This is a genomic window from Taklimakanibacter deserti (assembly GCA_003574785.1).
In genome coordinates, this window is record QORU01000002.1 from 168,130 (window position 1) to 188,332 (window position 20,203).

17 protein-coding genes and 2 tRNA genes are annotated in these 20,203 nt (G+C 63.3%); 3 read left to right on the forward strand and 16 right to left on the reverse strand.

All coding sequences use genetic code 11. The features are described 5' to 3' along the window. Positions 1-16: 16 nt before the first annotated feature. From DS839_RS04060 to DS839_RS04075, 4 genes are all read right to left on the reverse strand, one after another. Entirely contained in the window at positions 17-982 is a 966-nt protein-coding gene (locus tag DS839_RS04060; RefSeq protein ID WP_119269000.1) for an ABC transporter permease, read from the reverse strand. Continuing rightward, positions 979-2,883 carry a sugar ABC transporter ATP-binding protein gene (locus DS839_RS04065; protein WP_119269001.1) on the reverse strand — a complete coding sequence of 635 codons (1,905 nt, stop codon included), beginning with the start codon at positions 2,881-2,883 and terminating at the stop codon, positions 979-981. The genes DS839_RS04060 and DS839_RS04065 overlap by 4 nt, the downstream gene beginning before the upstream one ends. 75 nt (positions 2,884-2,958) lie before the next feature. Further along, a complete protein-coding gene (locus tag DS839_RS04070; RefSeq protein ID WP_119269002.1) occupies positions 2,959-3,942 on the reverse strand; it encodes a substrate-binding domain-containing protein in 984 nt (327 codons plus the stop codon). A gap of 44 nt (positions 3,943-3,986) precedes the next feature. Next, positions 3,987-4,733, reverse strand: coding sequence for a FadR/GntR family transcriptional regulator (locus DS839_RS04075; RefSeq protein WP_119269003.1), 747 nt, complete (start codon positions 4,731-4,733; stop codon positions 3,987-3,989). 226 nt (positions 4,734-4,959) lie between these two features. On the opposite strand from DS839_RS04075, the gene DS839_RS04080 reads away from it, so the two are divergent. Next, positions 4,960-6,009, forward strand: coding sequence for a nucleotidyltransferase family protein (locus DS839_RS04080; RefSeq protein ID WP_368911148.1), 1,050 nt, complete (start codon positions 4,960-4,962; stop codon positions 6,007-6,009). A 198-nt stretch (positions 6,010-6,207) separates the two neighbouring features. On the opposite strand, the gene DS839_RS04085 is transcribed toward DS839_RS04080, so the two are convergent. The 6 genes from DS839_RS04085 to DS839_RS04110 all read right to left on the reverse strand — a co-directional run bounded on the left by DS839_RS04085 (position 6,208) and on the right by DS839_RS04110 (position 12,684). Then, positions 6,208-6,283 (reverse strand) — tRNA-Val (locus DS839_RS04085). Between the two features lie 46 nt (positions 6,284-6,329). Further along, positions 6,330-7,106, reverse strand: coding sequence for a class I SAM-dependent methyltransferase (locus DS839_RS04090; protein ID WP_119269004.1), 777 nt, complete (start codon positions 7,104-7,106; stop codon positions 6,330-6,332). 272 nt (positions 7,107-7,378) lie between these two features. Then, positions 7,379-7,654, reverse strand: coding sequence for an HU family DNA-binding protein (locus tag DS839_RS04095; RefSeq protein ID WP_119269005.1), 276 nt, complete (start codon positions 7,652-7,654; stop codon positions 7,379-7,381). 249 nt (positions 7,655-7,903) lie between these two features. Continuing rightward, positions 7,904-10,339 (reverse strand): endopeptidase La, encoded by a 2,436-nt coding sequence (lon, locus tag DS839_RS04100; RefSeq protein ID WP_119269006.1) that lies wholly within the window; start codon positions 10,337-10,339, stop codon positions 7,904-7,906. 254 nt (positions 10,340-10,593) lie between these two features. Beyond that, the gene (gene clpX, locus DS839_RS04105) at positions 10,594-11,871 is read right to left on the reverse strand and encodes an ATP-dependent Clp protease ATP-binding subunit ClpX (RefSeq protein ID WP_119269007.1); all 1,278 of its coding nucleotides are present in this window, start codon (positions 11,869-11,871) and stop codon (positions 10,594-10,596) included. Positions 11,872-12,057: 186 nt separating this feature from the next. Beyond that, a complete protein-coding gene (locus DS839_RS04110; protein ID WP_119269008.1) occupies positions 12,058-12,684 on the reverse strand; it encodes an ATP-dependent Clp protease proteolytic subunit in 627 nt (208 codons plus the stop codon). Positions 12,685-12,831: 147 nt separating this feature from the next. Here DS839_RS04110 and DS839_RS04115 point away from each other — a divergent pair, with 147 nt between their 5' ends. Together DS839_RS04115 and DS839_RS04120 are read left to right on the forward strand one after the other, a co-directional pair. Next, positions 12,832-14,139 carry a hemolysin family protein gene (locus tag DS839_RS04115; RefSeq protein WP_119269009.1) on the forward strand — a complete coding sequence of 436 codons (1,308 nt, stop codon included), beginning with the start codon at positions 12,832-12,834 and terminating at the stop codon, positions 14,137-14,139. Then, positions 14,136-14,750 (forward strand): exopolysaccharide biosynthesis protein, encoded by a 615-nt coding sequence (locus DS839_RS04120; protein WP_119269010.1) that lies wholly within the window; start codon positions 14,136-14,138, stop codon positions 14,748-14,750. Before DS839_RS04115 ends, DS839_RS04120 begins: the two co-directional genes overlap by 4 nt. A 45-nt stretch (positions 14,751-14,795) precedes the next feature. Here the strand turns inward: DS839_RS04120 and tig are convergent, their stop codons facing one another. The 6 genes from tig to DS839_RS04150 all read right to left on the reverse strand — a co-directional run bounded on the left by tig (position 14,796) and on the right by DS839_RS04150 (position 20,199). Further along, the gene (tig, locus tag DS839_RS04125) at positions 14,796-16,370 is read right to left on the reverse strand and encodes a trigger factor (protein WP_119269011.1); all 1,575 of its coding nucleotides are present in this window, start codon (positions 16,368-16,370) and stop codon (positions 14,796-14,798) included. Between the two features lie 82 nt (positions 16,371-16,452). Next, positions 16,453-16,537 (reverse strand) — tRNA-Leu (locus DS839_RS04130). A 33-nt stretch (positions 16,538-16,570) separates the two neighbouring features. Next, positions 16,571-18,034, reverse strand: a complete 1,464-nt coding sequence (locus tag DS839_RS04135) for an NAD(P)H-hydrate dehydratase (RefSeq protein ID WP_119269012.1) — start codon at positions 18,032-18,034, stop codon at positions 16,571-16,573. A 39-nt stretch (positions 18,035-18,073) separates the two neighbouring features. Then, complete coding sequence (locus DS839_RS04140) at positions 18,074-18,472, reverse strand: VOC family protein (protein WP_119269013.1); 399 nt, start codon at positions 18,470-18,472, stop codon at positions 18,074-18,076. Positions 18,473-18,566: 94 nt separating this feature from the next. After that, positions 18,567-19,757 (reverse strand): pyrophosphate--fructose-6-phosphate 1-phosphotransferase, encoded by a 1,191-nt coding sequence (locus DS839_RS04145; RefSeq protein WP_119269014.1) that lies wholly within the window; start codon positions 19,755-19,757, stop codon positions 18,567-18,569. A 58-nt stretch (positions 19,758-19,815) separates the two neighbouring features. Then, positions 19,816-20,199 (reverse strand): nuclear transport factor 2 family protein, encoded by a 384-nt coding sequence (locus DS839_RS04150; protein WP_119269015.1) that lies wholly within the window; start codon positions 20,197-20,199, stop codon positions 19,816-19,818. Positions 20,200-20,203 lie beyond the last annotated feature (4 nt).

Consider the following 20,203-nt stretch of genomic DNA (forward strand, 5'->3'; position numbering starts at 1 on the left):
GCGTTGTCCCAGGCTTTCAGATGCGCCGCGATTTCCAGGTGATAAGGCGTTCGGCCAGCAGTGCCAGGATGATGATGGCGCCAATCGCGGTGCCTTGCCAGAAGGGCGAAACGCCGAGCAGGTTGAGTCCGTTGCGGATCATCACCATGATCAGCACACCCATCAGCGTACCGAATATCGAACCGCGCCCGCCGAAAAGGCTGGCGCCGCCGATCACCACGGCCGCGATGGCATCGAGCTCCAGCTGGCTGCCGCCGATAGGATCGGCCGACATGATCTGCGCCAGCGAGAACGTCATCGCGGTTGCCGCAAGGGCGCCCGACACGACATAAGGCAGGATGGAATAGAACGTGGTGCTGAGGCCCGCCGCCCGGGCGGCTTCGATGTTCGATCCGACCGCGTATATCGTGCGCCCGCCCTTCGAGTAGGTCAGCCAGGCCCAGGTGGCGATATAGAGCGCGATCAGGAAAATGACGTTGGTCGGAATTCCCAGGACCGTCGTGTAGACGATGTCCTGAAGACCCATCGGCAGGCCCGAGATCGACCTCTGCCCTGACACGATATAAGCGAGGCTGCGCCCCATGGCCATGACACCCAGCGTCACCACGAAAGGCGCCAGTCCAAAGATGGCAATGAGCACGCCCGAGAAAAGCCCGATCAGCGCGCCACAGCCCACCGCGATCACGATCGCCACCGGAATGGGAAGCTCCTTCAGCAGCAGCGCCAGGACAATGCCGCTGAGGCCCGCGACGGAGCCGACTGAAAGGTCTATGCCGCCGGTCAGGATCACCAGCGTCATCCCCACCGCAATGATGCCGAGCACCACCGACTGATCGAGAATGTTGAACATGTTCCGTTCGGTGAAAAAGTGCGGCGAGATGATCGACAGTATCAGCGCCAGCACGACGGCGAGCACCAGCATTCGGAATTCCAGCGTGTTGGCGAACCTGGGTAGCGCAAATGACCGGCCGGGTTCGCTCATGCGTGGATCTCTTCGTCTTGACGTGATGTGATCAGGCCGGCCATCCGGTCGGCCAGGGATTCATGGTCGGGCAGCTTCGCGCCGGGAGGCAGGCTGAGACCTATCCAGCCCAGATCGTGGCCCCGGCGGTTGGACATTCGCGTGAGCAGAGTGGACCGGCCGTCCTTTTCGGTCACCACGCCGGGCTTGCGCTCTTCCAGGGCAGCCGGGATCGCCGTCTCTTGCGCGAAATAGACATGTCCCGCCGCGAAGCCCGTAGGAACGCCTCCCTTTCCCTCGGCAACGGCGAGGCAGACGAACTGGTCGCCGTCGATCAGGCCCCAGAACGCCGTGCCGCCGTGACGGGCGACGAGGTCCCGCAGGAAAACGGCGTTGCGTTCCGCCGAGCTGCGCGGGGCGGCGAGGAGCGTGAGGCTCTCTTCATTGAGGCGCGAGGCGGGAAGGTCGGCGATCGTGTAGCCGTCGCTCATCACCACGACGCGCTCGCAGATGCCGAGCAGCTCTTCGAAATCGGACGAGATGACCACCACCGCGATGCCCTTTTCGGCGACTTCGCGCAGCAGTTCGTAGATCACCTGCCGCGTGCCGATGTCGACCCCTTTGGTCGGCTCATCGAGGATGAGCACTTCCGGCTCGATAAGCAGCCAGCGCGCGATGATGACCTTCTGTTGCATGCCCCCCGAGAAATGAAGAAGATTCGCATCCATGCGATCGGCGGGAAGCCCGAGCCTCGCCATCAGCTCGCCGGCCTGCTTGCGGCGCAGGGAGTGGCCGCGGCCCAGTCCCCGGTGCTTGCCCATTTGCGCCAGGAACAGGTTCTCGCCGACGGTCATGTCGGGCACGATGTTCTGAGCCCGCCGGTCTTCGGCGACCATGCCCATGCCGGCGCGGATCGCGGCGATGGGGCTCTTCGGGTGGATTTCCTTGCCGGCGACGAAGACCTGCCCACCGGCGCGAGGGCGCAGCCCGAAGATCGCTTCGGCGCTTTCCGAGCGCCCTGCTCCCACAAGGCCGCCGAGGCCGAGAATTTCGCCTTTGCGCACCGAGAACGAGACATCGCGCACGGCCGGCGGCGCGCTGAGCCTGACGACATCGAGCACGACCGGCCGCTCGCCTGCAGCCTTTGTCGAGGGCGCCTTGCGATAGACGTTGCCGATGTCGCGCCCGACCATGTGCCGGATGATATCGTTCTGGGAAAGACCCGCCGTCGGCACACCTTCCGCCACAGTCCTGCCCTCCCGCAGGATCGTCACGCGGTCGGTGATGGCAAACACTTCCTCGAGCCTGTGGGACACGAAGGCGAGCGCCTTCCCGCTGTCTTTCAACCGCGTCATGATGTCGAACAGACGGTCGACCTCGGTCGGCGACAATGAGGCGGTCGGTTCGTCGAAGATCACGAGCTCGGCGTTGAGCGCCAGCGCCTTGGCGATTTCGACGAGCTGGCGCTGCGCGGCCGAAAGCCGGCGCACCTCCATGTCGAGCGGCAAGGCGTGATCGTGGCCGAGCTCGGACAGGATCGCCTGTGCCCGCTGGCGCAACTGCGCGAAGGAGAGTCGTCCCGGCATCGCATATCTGGGCAGGAAGATGTTTTCCAGGACGCTCATATCGGGGGCCAGGCTCGTCTCCTGAGCGACCAGCGCGATCCCGGCGCGCAGCGCGTCGCGGGCGGAACCGACGGCCAGCGGAGCATCCTTGAACAGGATTTCTCCCGAGGTCGGTGAAAGATGTCCGCAGACGATCCGCGACAGGGTCGACTTGCCGGCGCCGTTCGCGCCGAGCAGCCCGCAAATCTCATGTCGTCGGAGCGCCATCGTCGCATCCCTGAGCGCATAGGCGCTGCCGAAGATGCGCGTCACATTCCGGGCGACAAGCAGAGGCTCGCGGGTCTTGCTGTCGGTCATCGGCGGGAGAATTACCACAAGAAAGGTCCGGGGACTGCCGTCCCCGGACGGGTTTCGGTCACAAGCGTACCGCCATTACATCTCGTTGGCGAACACCGTTTCCTTGATGACCGGCAGTTCCTGCTCGATGTTCTTGCTGGTCACGATCTTGATCGGCACGAGGACCTCCTTCTCGGGGGTCTTGCCCTCCAGATGGGCGAGCATCGCGCGCGCCGACTCCTGACCCATCAGATAGGGTTGCTGCATGCCGGAAACGATCAGGTCGCCCGACTGCAGCAGCGGCACGAATTCCGGCACGCCGTCGAACCCCGCCACCAGCACTTCGCCGGTGAGACGAGCCGACTTGATCGCCTGCAGGGCGCCGAGCGTCGGTCCGTCCGTCTGCACGAACAGGCCCTTCATATCCGGATTAGCGGTCGTCATGTCCTGGGTGAACTTGAACGTCTCGTCGGCGGTGTAGGTCTGCATCTGCTGGAGGCCCGCTTCCTTGGCGATGCCGGCCGCCGTCATCGCATCCTTGAAGCCCTTGGTGCGGGCCTGGCCGTTGAGCCGGGCCTGGCTGATGCCGACGATGCCGACGCTGCCGTCCTGCTTCCCGGCGGCCTTCATGGCTTCGGCCAGGGCTTTGCCGACGCCGTTGGCGCCTTGATAGTTGTCAGAGATGATGAACGAGACATAGTCGCCGCCGTCGGTGCCGATGTCGGCGATGACCACCGGGATTTTCGCCTGCTTGGCGAGATCGAGCACCGCCGGAGCGGTCGAGCTGTCGGTGGGCGAAATGATGATGCCGGCCACGCCGCGGGCGATCGCGTCCTTGGCGTTCTTGAGCTGGGTCTGGGCATTGTTGCCGGAATCCAGCGCCTGATAGGTGTAGCCGCCGGCGGTCGCGACATTCTCGATGCCTTTGGAGAGGTACCGCCAGAAGGCGAGGTCAAGGCCGGGGGTCAGATAGACCAGTTCCTTGGATTGCGCGAGCGCGGTGGTCGCCGTGCCGGCGATGCCGGTCAGCGCGGCAACGCCCGCGAGGGCAGTGGTGGCAAAAAGGCGTCTTGTCAGCATGGAAATCCTCCCTGTTGTGCTGAATGGTTGTCCGCAATGCGCCCTCATCGCTTCCGGGCGGACTGCGTCAAGAGTTGTTGGGTCGTCGTGTAGATGCGTGTTTCGTGGATGGCGAAGGCCTTCGCGGCCGCTTCGGGATCGCCGGCCTCGAGCCCGGCAAGGATGGCGCGATGGTCGGCGATGCTCGTCGCGATGCTCGCGGGCTGGGCCACCGCGCGTCTTCGGTGGTCGAGAAGATACGAATAGAGATCGGCGGCCATATCCGCCAGCGCGGCATTGCCGCCGGCTCGATAGATGGCGGTGTGGAACTCGCGGTCGCAGATGAGGAAGCGGACCGGATCGTTGCTGGCAGCCTCCTGCGCCGCGATAGACTTGCGCAAGGTGTCGAGGGTCGCCGGCTCGATCCTTACGGCAGCGGCCCGCGCAACCTGATCCTCGATCAAGAGCCGCGCCTCGTGGACATCATCGAGGCTGTAGCCGGAGATGTCACGGAAGCGCGCCGACTGGACCGCGAGGTCCCCGACTTCGGTGGAGGCCACGACGGTGCGCGTGCCCTGGGCAACCGAAAGAATACCCTTGGTGGAAAGAATCAGGATCGCGCCCCGCACCGTTTCGCGGCTTACCGACAAGGCTGCCGCGAGCTCGCGCTCGCTGGGCATCGGATCGCCGACATCGAGAACGCCGGTCGCAATGAATGTCGCGATCTTCTGGACGACGAAGTCCTTCATGGACTGTTTCGGCACGCCGTTCAGCGCGCTTGCTTCGTCCGTCAGAATAGCCCGTAAATCCATTGTCCCGCCTGCGTTACAGGTCTGGTGGTCCGGTAAACATACCAGTAGACCTGCTGCGGACGGGCGTCAATATCGACGCAAAGACAGCGAAAATTCGGCCATTTGGGACGCTTCAACACCCGCAAGAGCCTCACGCCCAGCGCGACGTCCGGGCGATCCCTATCACAAACTTGCATTTTTGGTATAAATCGCTTATAACAAAATTGCAAATTTGGGATAAGCCCATATGACTCGCGAATTGGACCTTGCCTACACCACGATGGTCGCAGAGTTGCTGGACCGTGTTCTGGACGCGCAATTCGATGCCGATTTCGACGAAACCGGCCTGTTCCGAAAGCGCAAGGTGAACGATCGAAGCTACTGGTATTACAAGCCCTCTGAAAGAGGCACGGCCGCTCAGCCCGACAAATATGTCGGGCCCGCCGATGATCCGGCGATTGCCAAGCGCGTGTCGCAGTTTGCCGCCATCAAGGATGATTACCAGCGGCGGCGTAAACTGGTCTCGACGCTGACGCGGGAAGCCCGGCTGTTCAGTCCGGACAAGAAGGTCGGTGATCTCATCGAAGCCCTTTGGAAAGCCGGCGTGTTCCGCTTGCGCGCCTGTCTCGTGGGCACCGTGGCTTACCAGGCTTACGGAGCGGTGCTCGGCTACAGGCTGGCAGGCACGGCGATGCAGACGGGCGATATTGATATCGCCCAATTTCGGGCGACCTCCGTTGCCGTGGAAGACAGCATTCCACCCATATTGGAGATACTCCAAACCGTGGACGCCAAATTCCGGCCGGTTCCCGGGCTGCGGGACGAAAAAGGAATCACGCGCTTTGCCGGCCGGAACGGGCTTCGTGTTGAATTCCTGACGCCCAATCAAGGCAGTGACGATCGGATGGGGCGTCCCGTGTCCTTGCCGGCATTGGGAGGAGCGGCCGGAGAGCCTCTGAGGTTTCTGGACTATCTCATTCATGATCCGGTGCGAACGGTGATCCTGTACAAAGGCGGAATACCTGTCCTGGTGCCTCAGCCGCAGCGCTTCGCGGTGCATAAGATGATCGTGGCGACGCGGCGTTCCGGCAGCGGATCCAAGGATCTGAAGGATCTTCGACAAGCCAATTCGATCGCCACGGCGCTGCTGGCGACAGGACGGCATGCGGGTCTCACCGAAGCCTTTCACGTGGCCGAGAAGCGTGGGCCGCATTGGAGAGAGGCCCTCGCAAAAGCGCGCAAAAGGATGCAGCCGCTTGGGCTGAATGACGTCGAGAAGTGCTTGAACGCAAGCTGACACTTCGCTTTGGCTCGCTTGCCGAGCCGTAGCTCGCGGCAACAGGCCCGCCTTCGTCCTTTGGCTTCGGCGCGGCAGCCTTCGCATGCTTCGCGAGCGAAGTGTTTGATGGCCTGCCAGCCGTAGCTCGCGGAAACAGGCCCGCCTTCGCCCTTTGGGCTTCGGCGCGGCGGCCTTCGCATCTTCGCGAGCGAAGGCTGGTGGGCGGTGAGAGACTCGAACTCCCGACATCTTCGGTGTAAACGAAGCGCTCTACCAGCTGAGCTAACCGCCCTTCGAGGCCTCGCCTCTTAGCCGCCGGGGCCCTTCAAAGCAAGCCGCTAGGCCTCCAGGCGGCGGGCCGTCACCAGGCGGAACATGTTGCGCAATTTGGCCACGCCCTTGGCGTCGACGAAGGGGGCCAGCGCCTCTTCGAGCGTCTTGCGCACGGTTGCCTCGCCCTTGTGGCGGATGGCGCGCTCCGAGGCCGAGAGGATGGCGTTCACGGCGGTGGCGAGATCGGGATAGGTCAAGGTGGCGGTAATGTCGCCCTTGATCTCGGGCTCGAGGCCCGCATCGCGCATGAACTCATCGGCCGTCGCCGCCAGCGGCAAGGTCGGGACCGGCGGCTCGGGCGGCAGCAAGGCCAGGACATGCGGCATCACCTCGCCCTGGAGGTCGCATTTCTCGCGCGGGCCCCAGACCAGCATCGTCACCGTTCCGCCCTTGCGCGCCACGCGCGCCGCCTCGGCAAAGGCCTTGCGCTGATCGCGGGCGTACTGGAAGGAGTTGATGCCCGTCACCACATCGAAGGTCTCGTCGACGAAAGGCAGATCCTCCATGTCGCCCACCAGGATCTTGGCGCCCGGCAGGCGCTCGCGAGCGAGGCTCGCCAGATTCTCCGACGCATCGAAGCCCGAGACATGGGCGCCGCGTTCGCGCGACAGCACCAAGGCGCCGCCAGCGCCGCAGCCTATGTCGAGATGGCGGCTCCCCTTCCCGATCCGCGCCTGGTCGAGAACGGCGACATAGACATCGCGCCAGGCGGGCTCGTTGGCGAGGGCCCAATCCTGCGCCCGCGCCCCCCATAATTCGCCCTGCTCCTTCGCTGTGGTCATTGATCTCCTGTTATCCGCCTGGATCGCTTGGACTGCGTTCCCTGCTCCAAAAAGCCGGCGCTTCAATCTAATGATATGTAATTGCAAGATTTTTTAAAAACGAAATCGTGCCCTGAGGGCCGATTTTCAAAGTTTCCCTGTATTTTCCCTGTATCTGCGAAGCGCCAGGAAAATTTATGGCCGGCTTGCGGAAAGACCCTCACAAAAAATGCCCCGCGTGTGACTGAAGGGCACGCGGGGCTGATGTGATTTGGGCCGTCTGAAGCTGGCGTCTAGCCGTTCACCGCCTTCTTCAGCATCTTGCCGGCGCGGAATTTCGGCCGCTTGGAGGCCGGCAATTTGATCATCTCGCCGGTCTGCGGATTGCGCGCCTGGCCCGCCTTGCGGCGTCTCACCGAGAAGGTGCCGAAGCCGACGAGCCTGACGTCGTCGCCACCGCGCAACGCCTTCATGATATTGCCGAGCGTCGCCACGACGGCCTCGCCCGCTTCGCCCTTCGTCAGCTTGGCATCCTTTGCCACCTTGGCGATGAGTTCGTTCTTGTTCATGACCCAATTCCTCGTTGGTGATTGAGTGAGTACACGCAACTACGCCACAACGCCGTTCGAACCATTCGCCGCCCAAAAGAGAGGCTTTGCAAGCGCTTTCTCCCCACCCCGGAATTCGTGACTCAATTCAAGCAGTTATTGGGGGTTATCAACAGAAAGCGGCGCCTCCCTTGGGGAGACGCCGCGCATTTTCGGGTTCAGACTGATTCGCGGAAACCTTTGATTCCCTTAGGAATCTGGGGCCCGCTTTCAGTGGGCGGTCATCGGCTCGCCGGTCTCGTCCGGCTTGCGGCGCGAACGCTCGGCGGCCTCTTCGGCCTCCTCGTCCCAGGTGATGGCCTCGGGATGCTTCAGCAGGGCGTGACGCAGCACCTCGTCCATCCGGGCGACGGGGATGATCTCCATCTCGGACTTCACATTGTCCGGGATCTCGGCCAGGTCCTTGGCGTTCTCTTCCGGGATCATCACCTTCTTGATGCCGGCGCGGAGCGCTGCGAGCAGCTTCTCCTTGAGGCCGCCGATGGGGAGCACGCGGCCACGCAAGGTGATCTCGCCCGTCATCGCCACGTCCTTGCGGACCGGGATGCCGGTCATCACCGAGACGATGGCTGTCACCATGGCGATACCGGCCGAGGGACCATCCTTGGGGGTCGCACCTTCCGGCACATGCACATGGATGTCCTTCTTGTCGAAGATCGGCGGCTTGATGCCGAAATCGGTGGCCCTGGAGCGCACATAGGAGGATGCGGCCGAGATCGATTCCTTCATCACGTCGCGCAGGTTGCCGGTGACGGTCATCTTGCCCTTGCCCTGCATCATCAAGGCTTCGATGGTGAGGATCTCACCGCCGACCTCGGTCCAGGCAAGACCGGTGACGACACCCACCTGGTCCTCGCGATCGATTTCGCCATGGCGGAACTTCGGCACGCCGAGATACTTCTCGACGACGTCGGGGGTCGCCTTGATCTTCTTCTTGGCGGTCTTGGACATCATGATGTCCTTGATCGCCTTGCGGGCAAGCGAGTTGATCTCGCGCTCGAGGTTGCGGACGCCCGCTTCGCGCGTATAGCGACGGATCACTTCCATGATGCCGGCTTCGGTCAGCTCGAACTCCTTCTTGTCGAGGCCGTGATTCTCCATGGCCTTGGGCAGAAGGTGGCGCTTGGCGATCTCGAGCTTCTCCTGCTCGGTATAGCCCGCGATGCGGATGATCTCCATGCGGTCCATGAGGGCCGGCGGGATGTTGAGCGTGTTCGCCGTAGTCACGAACATCACATTCGAGAGGTCGTATTCGACCTCGAGATAGTGGTCCATGAAGGACGAGTTCTGCTCGGGATCCAGCACTTCGAGAAGCGCCGATGACGGATCGCCGCGGAAGTCCATGCCCATCTTGTCGATCTCGTCGAGCAGGAAGAGCGGATTGGCCTTCTTCGCCTTCCTCATCGACTGGATGACCTTGCCGGGCATCGAGCCGATATAGGTGCGCCGGTGACCGCGGATCTCGGCCTCGTCGCGAACACCACCCAGCGACATGCGGATGAATTCGCGTCCCGTCGCCTTGGCGATCGACTTGCCGAGCGAGGTCTTGCCGACGCCCGGAGGACCGACGAGGCACAGGATAGGGCCGCGCAATTTATTGGTGCGGCTCTGCACCGCGAGATACTCGACGATGCGCTCCTTCACCTTCTCGAGGCCGAAGTGATCGGCATTGAGAACGTCGTCGGCGAATTTGAGGTCGCGCTTGATCTTGCTCTTCTGGCCCCACGGGATGTTGAGGAGCCAATCGAGATAGTTGCGCACCACGGTCGCTTCCGCCGACATCGGGCTCATCTGGCGGAGCTTCTTGAGCTCGGCCTCGGCGCGCTCGCGCGCTTCCTTGGAGAGCTTGGTGTTCTTGATCTTCTGGTCGAGCTCGTTCAGCTCGTCGCGCTCGTCGCCATCGCCCAGCTCCTTCTGAATGGCCTTCATCTGCTCATTCAGATAGTACTCGCGCTGGGTCTTCTCCATCTGGCGCTTGACGCGCGAGCGGATGCGCTTCTCGACCTGGAGAACGGAGATCTCGCTCTCCATGAGGGCATAGACCTTCTCCAGCCGCTTCGCGGGCGACGTCAGCTCGAGCAGCTCCTGCTTCTCGGGGATCTTGATGGCAAGATGGGCGGCGATGGTGTCGGCGAGCTTGGCATAGTCGGTGATCTGCGACAGCGTCGCCATCACTTCCTGCGGCACCTTCTTGTTGAGCTTCACATAGCTCTCGAACTGCGCCATGGCGGTGCGCGACAGGGCCTCGGTCTCGGACTGCTCGTCGGACTCGTTCGGCAGCACGGCGATCTTCGCCTCGAAGAATTCGGCGCGGTCGGTGAAATTCTGGATCTTGGCGCGCTCCAGGCCTTCGACCAGGACCTTGACGGTGCCGTCGGGCAGCTTGAGGAGCTGCAGCACCTGGGCGAGCGTGCCCACCTCGTAGATGGCATCGGCCTGCGGATCATCGTCGGCCGGGTTCTTCTGCGCCACCAGCAGGATGCGCTTCTCCTCGCGCATCACGTCCTCGAGCGCCCGGATGGACTTCTCCCGGCCGACGAAGAGCGGCACGATCATGTGGGGGAAAACGACGATATCGCGAAGCGGGAGGACGGGGAGCGTTTCGGGTCCGGCGGAAGACGCAGGCCGGGAGGGGGTCGAGGTCATTTTGTTTCCTTTCGCGGGTTGGGCCACGCGTGAAATCCGCACTCCTAATACGTTCCCCAAGGGGCAAACGCATCAACTTTCCAAGCTACGGACTTTCGGTGCCGAGACTCAGGCCACACCATCCGCAAGTGCCCTATTTTACGCGGAAACTTGCGGGCAGCACAGCTCAAATCCGCTCCTCAAATGGAGGCAGCGTTAACGTTTTTCAATCCCTTGACAAAACGCCTGAAGCGGCATGGTTCCCGCCTACTACTTTAGGCGGAGACGGGGGCAGCCTTGATCGATTGCTTCTCGCGATCGGCATAGATCAGCAAGGGCCTGGCATCGCCGTCGACGACGTCCCTCGAGATCACCACTTCCTGGACCCCGTCCATGGCCGGCAGATCGAACATCGTGTCGAGGAGGATGGCCTCCATGATCGACCGCAAGCCGCGGGCACCCGTCTTGCGCTCGATGGCCCGGCGGGCGATGGCGCGCAGCGCCTCCTCGGCCACCGTCAGCTTGACCCCTTCGAGCTCGAACAGGCGCTGATACTGCTTGATGAGCGCGTTCTTGGGCTCGGTCAGGATCTGGATGAGCGCCGGCTCGTCGAGGTCATCGAGCGTCGCCACGACCGGAAGACGGCCGACGAATTCCGGGATCAGGCCGAACTTCAGCAGGTCCTCGGGCTCGAGCGCGCGCAGGACCTCGCCGGTGCGCCGGTCTTCCGGCGACTTGACCTCGGCGCCGAAGCCGATGCCCGAACCCTTGCCGCGCTGCGCGATGATGCGCTCGAGGCCGGCAAAGGCGCCGCCGCAGACGAAGAGGATGTTGGTGGTATCGACCTGCAGGAACTCCTGCTGGGGATGTTTGCGGCCGCCCTGCGGGGGAACCGAGGCGACGGTCCCTTCCATGATCTTGAGCAGCGCCTGCTGCACGCCCTCGCCCGACACATCACGCGTGATTGAAGGATTGTCCGACTTGCGCGAGATCTTGTCGACCTCGTCGATATAGACGATGCCGCGCTGGGCGCGCTCGACATTGTAGTCGGCCGACTGCAAGAGCTTCAGGATGATGTTCTCGACATCTTCGCCGACATAGCCCGCTTCGGTGAGCGTTGTCGCATCCGCCATGGTGAAGGGCACATCGAGGATGCGGGCGAGCGTCTGGGCGAGCAAGGTCTTGCCGCAGCCCGTCGGACCGACGAGCAGGATGTTCGACTTGGCGAGCTCGACGTCGTTGTTCTTCTGCGCGTGGTTGAGGCGCTTGTAGTGATTGTGGACCGCGACGGAGAGAACCTTCTTGGCGTGGTCCTGGCCGATGACATAGTCGTCGAGAACCTTGCGGATCTCGTGCGGGGTCGGCACGCCGTCCTTGGTCTTCACCAGCGAGGATTTGTTCTCCTCACGGATGATGTCCATGCACAGCTCGACGCATTCATCGCAGATGAATACCGTAGGCCCGGCAATGAGCTTGCGGACCTCGTGCTGGCTCTTGCCGCAGAAGGAGCAGTACAGAGTGTTCTTGCTGTCGCCGCCGCCGGATTTGGTCATCGTAAGTCTTCCTTGAACTCTCAACTGGCCGGGCCCGAATGGCTGTCACCATTTTGACACGGCCGACTCAATTTCAGCATGCGCCATGCCGGTTAATCAAGGATTGATTCAACCGGCGTGCCAGTCGGCCCCAAGGGCAGCCTTCCGTGCAAAACTATAATAGGGGGTAAAAGCCAAATTCGCCAATTATTTGGCCTCTGCCGGAATCGGCCGCTTCTCGATCACTTTGTCGATCAGGCCGAACTCCTTCGCCTTCTCGGCGGTGAAGAAATTGTCCCTTTCGAGCGCCTCCTCGACCGCCTTGAGCGACTGGCCGGTGTGCTTCTCGTAGATCTCGTTCAGCCGGCGCTTGAGCGCCTCCACTTCCTTGGCATGGATCAGGATGTCGGTCACCTGGCCCTGGAAGCCGCCGGAGGGCTGATGCACCATGATCCGGGCATTGGGCAGCGCGAAACGCATGCCCTTGTCGCCGGCCGCCAGCAGGAGCGAGCCCATCGACGCCGCCTGTCCCATGACGGTCGTCGAAATGGCCGGTCTGATGAACTGCATCGTGTCATAGATCGACAGACCCGCGGTCACCACGCCGCCCGGCGAATTGATGTACATCGAGATTTCTTTTTTGGGGTTTTCCGCCTCGAGGAAGAGGAGCTGCATCGACACCGATGCCGCCACCGCATCGTCGATGGGCCCGGTGATGAAGATGATGCGCTCGCGCAGGAGCCGCGAGGGAAGGTCATAGACACGCTCGCCGCGGGATTCCTGGACAATGACCTGGGGCCAAAAAGAACTATAAGTTTCAATAGGATCGCGCATGAAAATCCTGGAATTTGCGATTCGGGATGAGGTTCAGCCCCGCATAGATAAGTGATCGCCGGGCAATCCGGAAGAGGTCCAGCATTTCCGCATCCCTGCGTCAAGGGATTTGCAACCGGGGGGTCGCTGCCCCATTATTGCGAAATCATGCCTCTCCTAGACATTATTGTCGTCGTCATCCTCATTCTCATCAATGGCCTTTTCGCGATGTCGGAACTTGCGGTCGTCTCGGCGCGGCGGCCGCGCCTCAAGACGCTGGCCGATCGGGGCGTGAAAGGCGCCAAGCGGGCGCTGGCGCTCGCCGCCCATCCGGGACGCTTCCTGTCGGCGGTGCAGATCGGCATCACCCTCGTCGGCATCCTGGCCGGCGCCTATTCGGGCGCCTCGCTCGGCGATCATGTCTCCCTGTGGTTCCAGGATTTCGGAATGAGCAAGAACCTGGCCGAGCCCTTGGGGCTGGGCCTCGTCGTCGCGGTCATCACCTATTTCTCGCTGATCATCGGGGAACTCGTGCCGAAGCAGCTCGCCTTGCGCAATGCCGAACGCATCGCCTGCATCGTCGCCCCCTTCATGACCATCTTGTCGCAGGCCATGAGCCCGGTCGTGTCGCTGCTCGACGCCTCCGGCCGGTTCGTGCTCTTCCTGCTGCGCCGCAAGGCCTCGCCCGACTCGCAGGTGACCGAAGAGGAGATCCGCACGCTCATCGCCGAGGCCGAAACCGCGGGCGTCCTCGGGCGCGATGAACGCCAGATGATCTCGGGCGTCATGCAGCTCGGCAGCCGCCCGGTGCGCGCCGTGATGACGCCCCGCCATGACGTCGATGTCATCGATCTGACCGATTCCGTCGCGAAGATCCGCCGCCGGATCACGGAAAGCGTGCATTCGCGCCTTCCCGTCTGCGACGGCGATCCGGAAATCATCATCGGCATCATCCAGGCCAAGGACATGCTCAACGCCTATCTCAAGGGCCGCAAGCCCGATCCGCGGAAATTCGTGCGCCAGGCGCCGGTCATCCCCGACACGATGGACGCGCTCGATGTGGTGGCGAAGCTCAGGGACAGCCCCGTCCATGTCGGCCTCGTGCATGACGAATTCGGCCATTTCGAAGGTGTGGTCACCTCGGCCGACATCCTTGAGGCGATCGTCGGCAGCTTCCATACCGAGGAAGGCCCGCCCGAGCCCGATGCCACCGAGCGCGACGACGGCTCGTGGCTGCTTTCGGGCAGCATGCCGGTCGATGATCTCGAACAGCTGTTGAGCCTGCCTTTGCCCGAGAAGCGCGTCTATCACACGGTGGCGGGCCTCATGCTCGAACGCTTCGGCCGGCTGCCGAAAGTGGGCGAGCATGTCGATTTCGCCGGCTGGCGCTTCGAGATCGTCGATCTCGACGGGCGGCGCATCGACAAGGTGCTGGCGGCGCGCCCGCTGGCGCTCAGACGTAAGGGGGCGGCGTGAGACAGCCGCATTCCGAACGGCTCTCCGATATCCTGAAAAGGCTGGGCGAGAACGGAAATCCCGACATGACGCTCGGCGACATCATCAAGGCGCTGGGCGAGCGCGGCTTCGGCGCGCTCATCCTGCTGTTCGCAGCACCCAATCTCATTCCGCTGCCGCCCGGATCGTCCTTCGTCTTCGGCGTGCCTCTGGTCTTCATCACCGCGCAATTGATGATCAAGCAGGACAAGATCTGGCTGCCGAAACGGCTCAATGATGCCCGGATGGGCGGCGGCCGCCTGCTCCATCTGCTGCAGCGGCTCGTGCCCTATGTGGTCAAGGTCGAGAAGCTGCTCAAGCCGCGCGGCACGCTCCTCACCTCGGCCTTCGGCGAAAGGCTCGCGGGGCTGGCGGGACTGTTCTGCGCGATCGTCCTGCTCCTGCCCATCTTCGGCGCCAATATGGCACCGGCCCTCGCGCTGTGCTGCTTCGCGCTCGGTCTCATCGAGCAGGACGAGATCGCGATGCTGGCGGGCTGGCTCGGCACTTTCGCCACCGTCGTCATCCTGGCCCTGCTCTATCTGTTCGGCACCGCGATCTTCGCCTTCCTCAGCAACTGGATCACCCCATAAAAAAGGCGGCCGAACCGGCCGCCTTCAATCCATATCGGGCAGAGACTACTCGGCCTTCTTCGCCTTCTTGGCGGGAGCCTTCTTCTTGGCCGGCGCCTTCTCAGGCTCATGGGCATGATCGTGATCATGATGCGCGTGATCGTGATCATGATCGTGGTGATGATGATCGTGATCGTGGTCATGATCATGGTGGTGATGATCATGATCGTGGTCATGATCATGGTGGTGATGATCATGGTCGTGGTCATGATCATGGTGGTGAGCGTGATCATGCTCATCCTCGTCCTGCACCAAAGCCTGCAGCTCTTCGCGCGTCACCTGCTTTTCCGCGACATTGGCCTTGGACACGATATGATCGACGACCTTCTGCTCGAAGATCGGGCCGCGCAGCTCGAGCAGCGCATTGGCGTTCTTGCGGTAGTAATCGAATACCCGGCGCTCCTGGCCCGGGAACTGGCGGGCGCGGTCGACGAGAGCGCGCTGCAACTCCTCATCGGTGATGGTGACGCCTTCCTTCTCGCCCAGGGTTCCGAGGACGAGGCCCAGGCGCACGCGGCGCTCGGCGATGGCGCGATATTCCTTGCGCGCCTCTTCTTCCGTCGTGCCCTCGTCGGCAAAGCCCTTGCCGGTGCGCTGCATCTCGGTCTCGAGCGCGTTCCAGATGCCGTTGAACTCGGTCTCGACTAGCTTTTCCGGCAGCTCGAAGCTGTAGGTCTTGTCGAGCGCATCAAGCACGTCGCGCTTGAGCTTGAGACGGGTCATCTGGCCGAACTCCTGGCCCAGGCGCTCGCGGATCGTCTCCTTGAGCTTGTCGAGGCCCTCGAGGCCGAGCTTCTTGGCGAATTCATCGTCGATCGCCGTTTCCTTCTGCGCCTCGACGCTCGCCACCTTGACGTCGAACTCGGCCGCCTTGCTGGCGAGCGTCGCCACGCCATAGGTCGCGGGGAACGTAACCTTCACAGTGACGTCATCGCCCGTCTTGGCGCCCGTGAGCTGATCCTCGAAGCCCGGGATGAACTGGCCGGAGCCGAGCTCGAGCGGCACATTCTCGGCGGTGCCGCCCTCGAAGGCCTCACCGTCGATCTTGCCGACGAAGGAAATCGTCACCCGGTCGCCCTTCGCCGCCTTGCCGTCCTTGGCCTGCCAGTCCTTGTACTGGCCGGCGATACGGCCGAGCGCCTCATCGACATGCGCATCGGTCACCTCGATCACATGGCGCTGCAGCTCGAGGCCGGTCGTGTCCGTAAGCTCGAAGGTCGGAATCACCTCGAGCGACATGGTGTAAGCGAGGTCGCTCTTGCCGTCGAAGATGCGCGCCACTTCCTCTTCGTCTTCGGGAAGCTTCACTTCCGGCTGATAGGCCGGCTTCAGGTTGCGCTCCTCGAGCACCTTCTTGCTGGCATCGTCGAGCTGCTTCTGCACGACCTCGGCCATCACCGACTTGCCATAGACGCGTTTCAGATGCGGCACCGGCACCTTGCCGGGACGGAAGCCCTTAAGATGCGCCTTGCCGGCCATCTCGGTCAGACGCTTGTTGACTTCCTTGTCGAGATCCTGGGCGGCGACGACGACTTTGAATTCGCGCTTCAGGCCGGAGCTCAGCGTTTCGGTAACCTGCATGTTCCCTGCTCAATCCTTATGGGGTTCGTACTTCTTCGCAGCATCTGTTGCGAAACCAGGCTTGCTTCGGGCGCTGAGGCCTTGGTGCGGGCGGAGGGACTTGAACCCCCACGGGTTGCCCCACAGGAACCTAAATCCTGCGTGTCTGCCAATTTCACCACGCCCGCGCCGAGGCTCGGGCCCGTTGCGATGGGCGCGGTCTATAGCAGAGGGTTTTGCGCGATGCCACTAGAAATGAGGCCAGGTAAGTCCTCGGCGATGAGGCCGAAACCGCCGAATTTCCGGGCCGCTTCGCCATGGAGCCACATGGCGGCAGAGGCCGCCTTGAGGGGCTCGAGGCGCTGGGCCAGGAGACCCGTCACCAGGCCCGCCAGCACGTCGCCCGAGCCCGCCGTGGCGAGACTCGCCGGCGCGTTGGTATTGACGATCGCCCGGCCATCGGGGCTCGCGGCGACGCTGTCCGGCCCCTTGAGCAGGATGACGGCATGGCTCAGCGCCGCCGCCTTCAGGGCACGCTCACATTTCGACTCCGCCGCCCCGTCCATATTCTTGAAAAGACGGGCGAACTCCCCCTCGTGAGGGGTCATCACCACGGCCCGCTCGGGGAATTCGCCTACAGCGTCGAAGAGCTCCTCCGGCGCCTCGGCGAATGACGTAAGGGCATCGGCATCGAGGACGACCGCGGCACCGCTGGCGAGCGCCGCACGCACCTTTGCCCGCGTGGCCGACCCGACGCCGATGGCGGGACCGAGGCAAACGGCATTCTTCCGCCGGTCGGAAAGAAGCCTGCCCAGGGCCAGGGCATCATCGGCCTCGGCCAGCATGACGGCGGTCAGATGCGCGGCATTCGCCGCCAGGGCGGCCTTGGGCGAGGCCAGAGTGACGAGGCCGGCGCCCACCCGCAAGGCGGCGAGCGCCGCCAGGCGGGCCGCCCCCGTCTGATGCGCGGCACCGGACAGGATGACGGCATGGCCGCGCTGATATTTGTGCTGCCCGGCGCTGGCAACCGGCAGGTCCGGCGCGTGGTTCTCCGAGAGCGTCGGCGCGATGATCTCGAGAACCTTCGCCGGAATGCCGATATCGGCGACGACGGTCTCACCGCAATAGGAGCGTCCCGGCATCAGCACATGGCCGGGCTTCTTACGGAAGAAGGTCACGGTGAGGGCGGCGTGGAAGGCGTCGGGCCTCGCCTGCCCCGTGGCGCCATCGAGCCCCGACGGCACATCGATGGCGACAACCGGCACGGTCGTTTCCCTGATCCGCGCGACGAGTTCGTCGCTCAGGCGTTTGGAGAGGCCGGCGCCGAACAGCGCATCGACGATGAGACCGGCACGTCCCGGCGCACCAAAGGTTTCGACGGGACCCGCCCAGCGTCCGGCCATGATGGCCGCATCGCCCTTGAGCTTCGATGGATCACCCAGGAGAGCGAGCCGCACCGGCCATCCCCATTGTGCGAGATAGCGCGCCACGACGAAGCCGTCGCCGCCATTGTTCCCGGGCCCACAAAGAACGAGAGTCGGGCGCGCGCCGAAGCGGCGGATGATCTCTTCCGCGACGGCGCGGCCCGCATTCTCCATGAGCGTGAGCGAGGGCACGCCCGCTTCGACGGCGAGCGCGTCGGCGCGATACATCTGCTGAGGCGTCAGGAGCGCATGGGCATACATGCGGTCATGTTCGCCGAGCCGGTTCCCTGCCGCAAGACGCTACTTCTTGGCGGGCGCGCTGATCGACCAGTGATGGCCGTAAGGATCGGCGAGCAGACCCCAGCGGTCGCCCCAGAACTGGTCGTCGAGCGGTGCGAGCACCGTGGCGCCCGCCTTGGTCGCGCGCTCCCACCATTTGTCGGGATCATCGACGCGCAAAGCGAGCATGATGCCGGCCGGGCTGGTGTTGGGCGAGCCGTGTTCCGGGAACGCATCCATGAGGAAGACATCATGGTCATTGACCTTGATATGCGCGTGCATCAGGCGCTTGCCGTCCTCGGCATCATGGCGGCCCACTTCCTCGGCGCCGAACGCCTTCTTGTAGAAATCGATCGCGGCCTTGGCGTTGTTGTCGTTGATGGTCATATGCGGGATGAGACCGGTGCTGTACTGCGTCATGTGGTTCTCCCTGGGTGAAGTTCAGTCGAAATGCCGTCCCGACGCCTATTGCAATGGAGTCTACCTCACAATGTTGCAAAATCGTGTCGGTGCTTCAGCCTTGCTCCTGGCCGATCTCGTGCAGCAGGGCTGTGAACCAGGAAGCCGAAGGATCGAAATGCTTGCCGCCCTTGATGCGCGAAAACTCGATCGTGCTGAGTTGCCCGCCCCGTTCCTCGTCATGGCCGACGAGTCCGCTCTCGCCCGTGAGGCCCGAGGCCACGGCATGATCGACCATGGCGCGGATGAGCTTGAGGTCGTCCGCGCCGGCGGCGGCCGAGCGCACGAAATAGCCCGACTTCTGCACCAGGGTGCGCTCCGCCCCGATGAGCTTGGCGAAGCGCTTTGAGAACCAGTCGCCAACATTGATCTTGTCGATCTTGACGTGACCGAAGGCATCGCGCTCGACGGCCTCGCCGCGGGCTTCCATCTCGCGCACCAGATCGGCGACGCCCGCACCTTCGCTGAGGAAGATCGCGACCGAGTTCTTGCTGTTCATGACCGCTTTGAGCCTTCGCGCCTCGGCGTCGATGGCGATGGGTATTTCGGGGATATAGAGGGCGTCGATGTCCTTCTGGACCACGGTGAAGGGTGATGGCGCCTTGGCCCTGAGGCGGCGGCGATAGGCTTCGGCCGTTGCCGCCGCGAGCCAGCCCGAGTTGCGGCCCATCACCTCGTGGATCACCAGCGTACGCGGTGCGGTGGTGCGCTCATTGACGACATTCTCGAAGAAGACGGCGCCCTGCTCCGCCGCCGTCTGCGCACCCAGCGACTGGCGGATCGGCACGATGTCGTTGTCGATCGTCTTGGGCAAGCCCACCACGGTGAGCTTGTGGCCGCTATCGGCCAGGAAGCGCGCCAGGTCGGCGGCCGTCGTATTGGTGTCGTCGCCGCCGATCGTGTGGAGGATCGTGACCTTGTCCTTCAGCAATTGCGCCGCCGCCACGTGCAGCGGATCCTCGCCCTCCTTGATGAACCCGCGCTTCACGAGGTCGGCGGCATTGGTCAGCTTGACACGGCTGTTGCCGATCGGGCTGCCGCCTTCCGCCTCGAGGAGATGCGCCTCCTTGCGAATAGCTGCCGTGATGGGGATGCTGTCGCCAAGGAGCAGACCCTGATAGCCATAGCGATAGCCGATGATCTCGGCATCGGGGGCAAGGCTCGAATAGCGCATGATCAGGCCGCCGACAGCCGCGGAGAGACAAGGCGCAAGACCGCCTGCGGTCAGCATCGCCACTTTGACCATGAGCCTGATCCTTCACGCAAATGAACTGCCCCAGTGGTGACAGTTCACGCCGTCGCGATCAAGAGGCCTTTACGTAGCCGAGCGCTTCGACGATCCGTCCGTCTCTCACACGCATCAGGTTGACGCCACGGACGGAACTCGCACGATCTGGCCCCCAGACCAGCCGCCAGCGGATCTCGCCGCGATCGCCGCGGGCGATAATGGTCTCCGGCTCGAAATGCGCATCCGCCATGGTGGCGATATGGGTCCACAGCGCGATGCACGCCGCCTTGCCTTCATGGCGCGAGCCATCGGGCGCGGGGTTGGTGTTCTCGATGACGCAATCTTCCGCCACCAGCTCCGAGAGTGCGGCCGGATCGTGGGTAAGGAAGACCTGGTTGAAGCGCTCGAGGATCGCCTCGGTCGCGCGGCTCTCGGCATCCTGAAAGCTGGCGCTGGTCATGTTC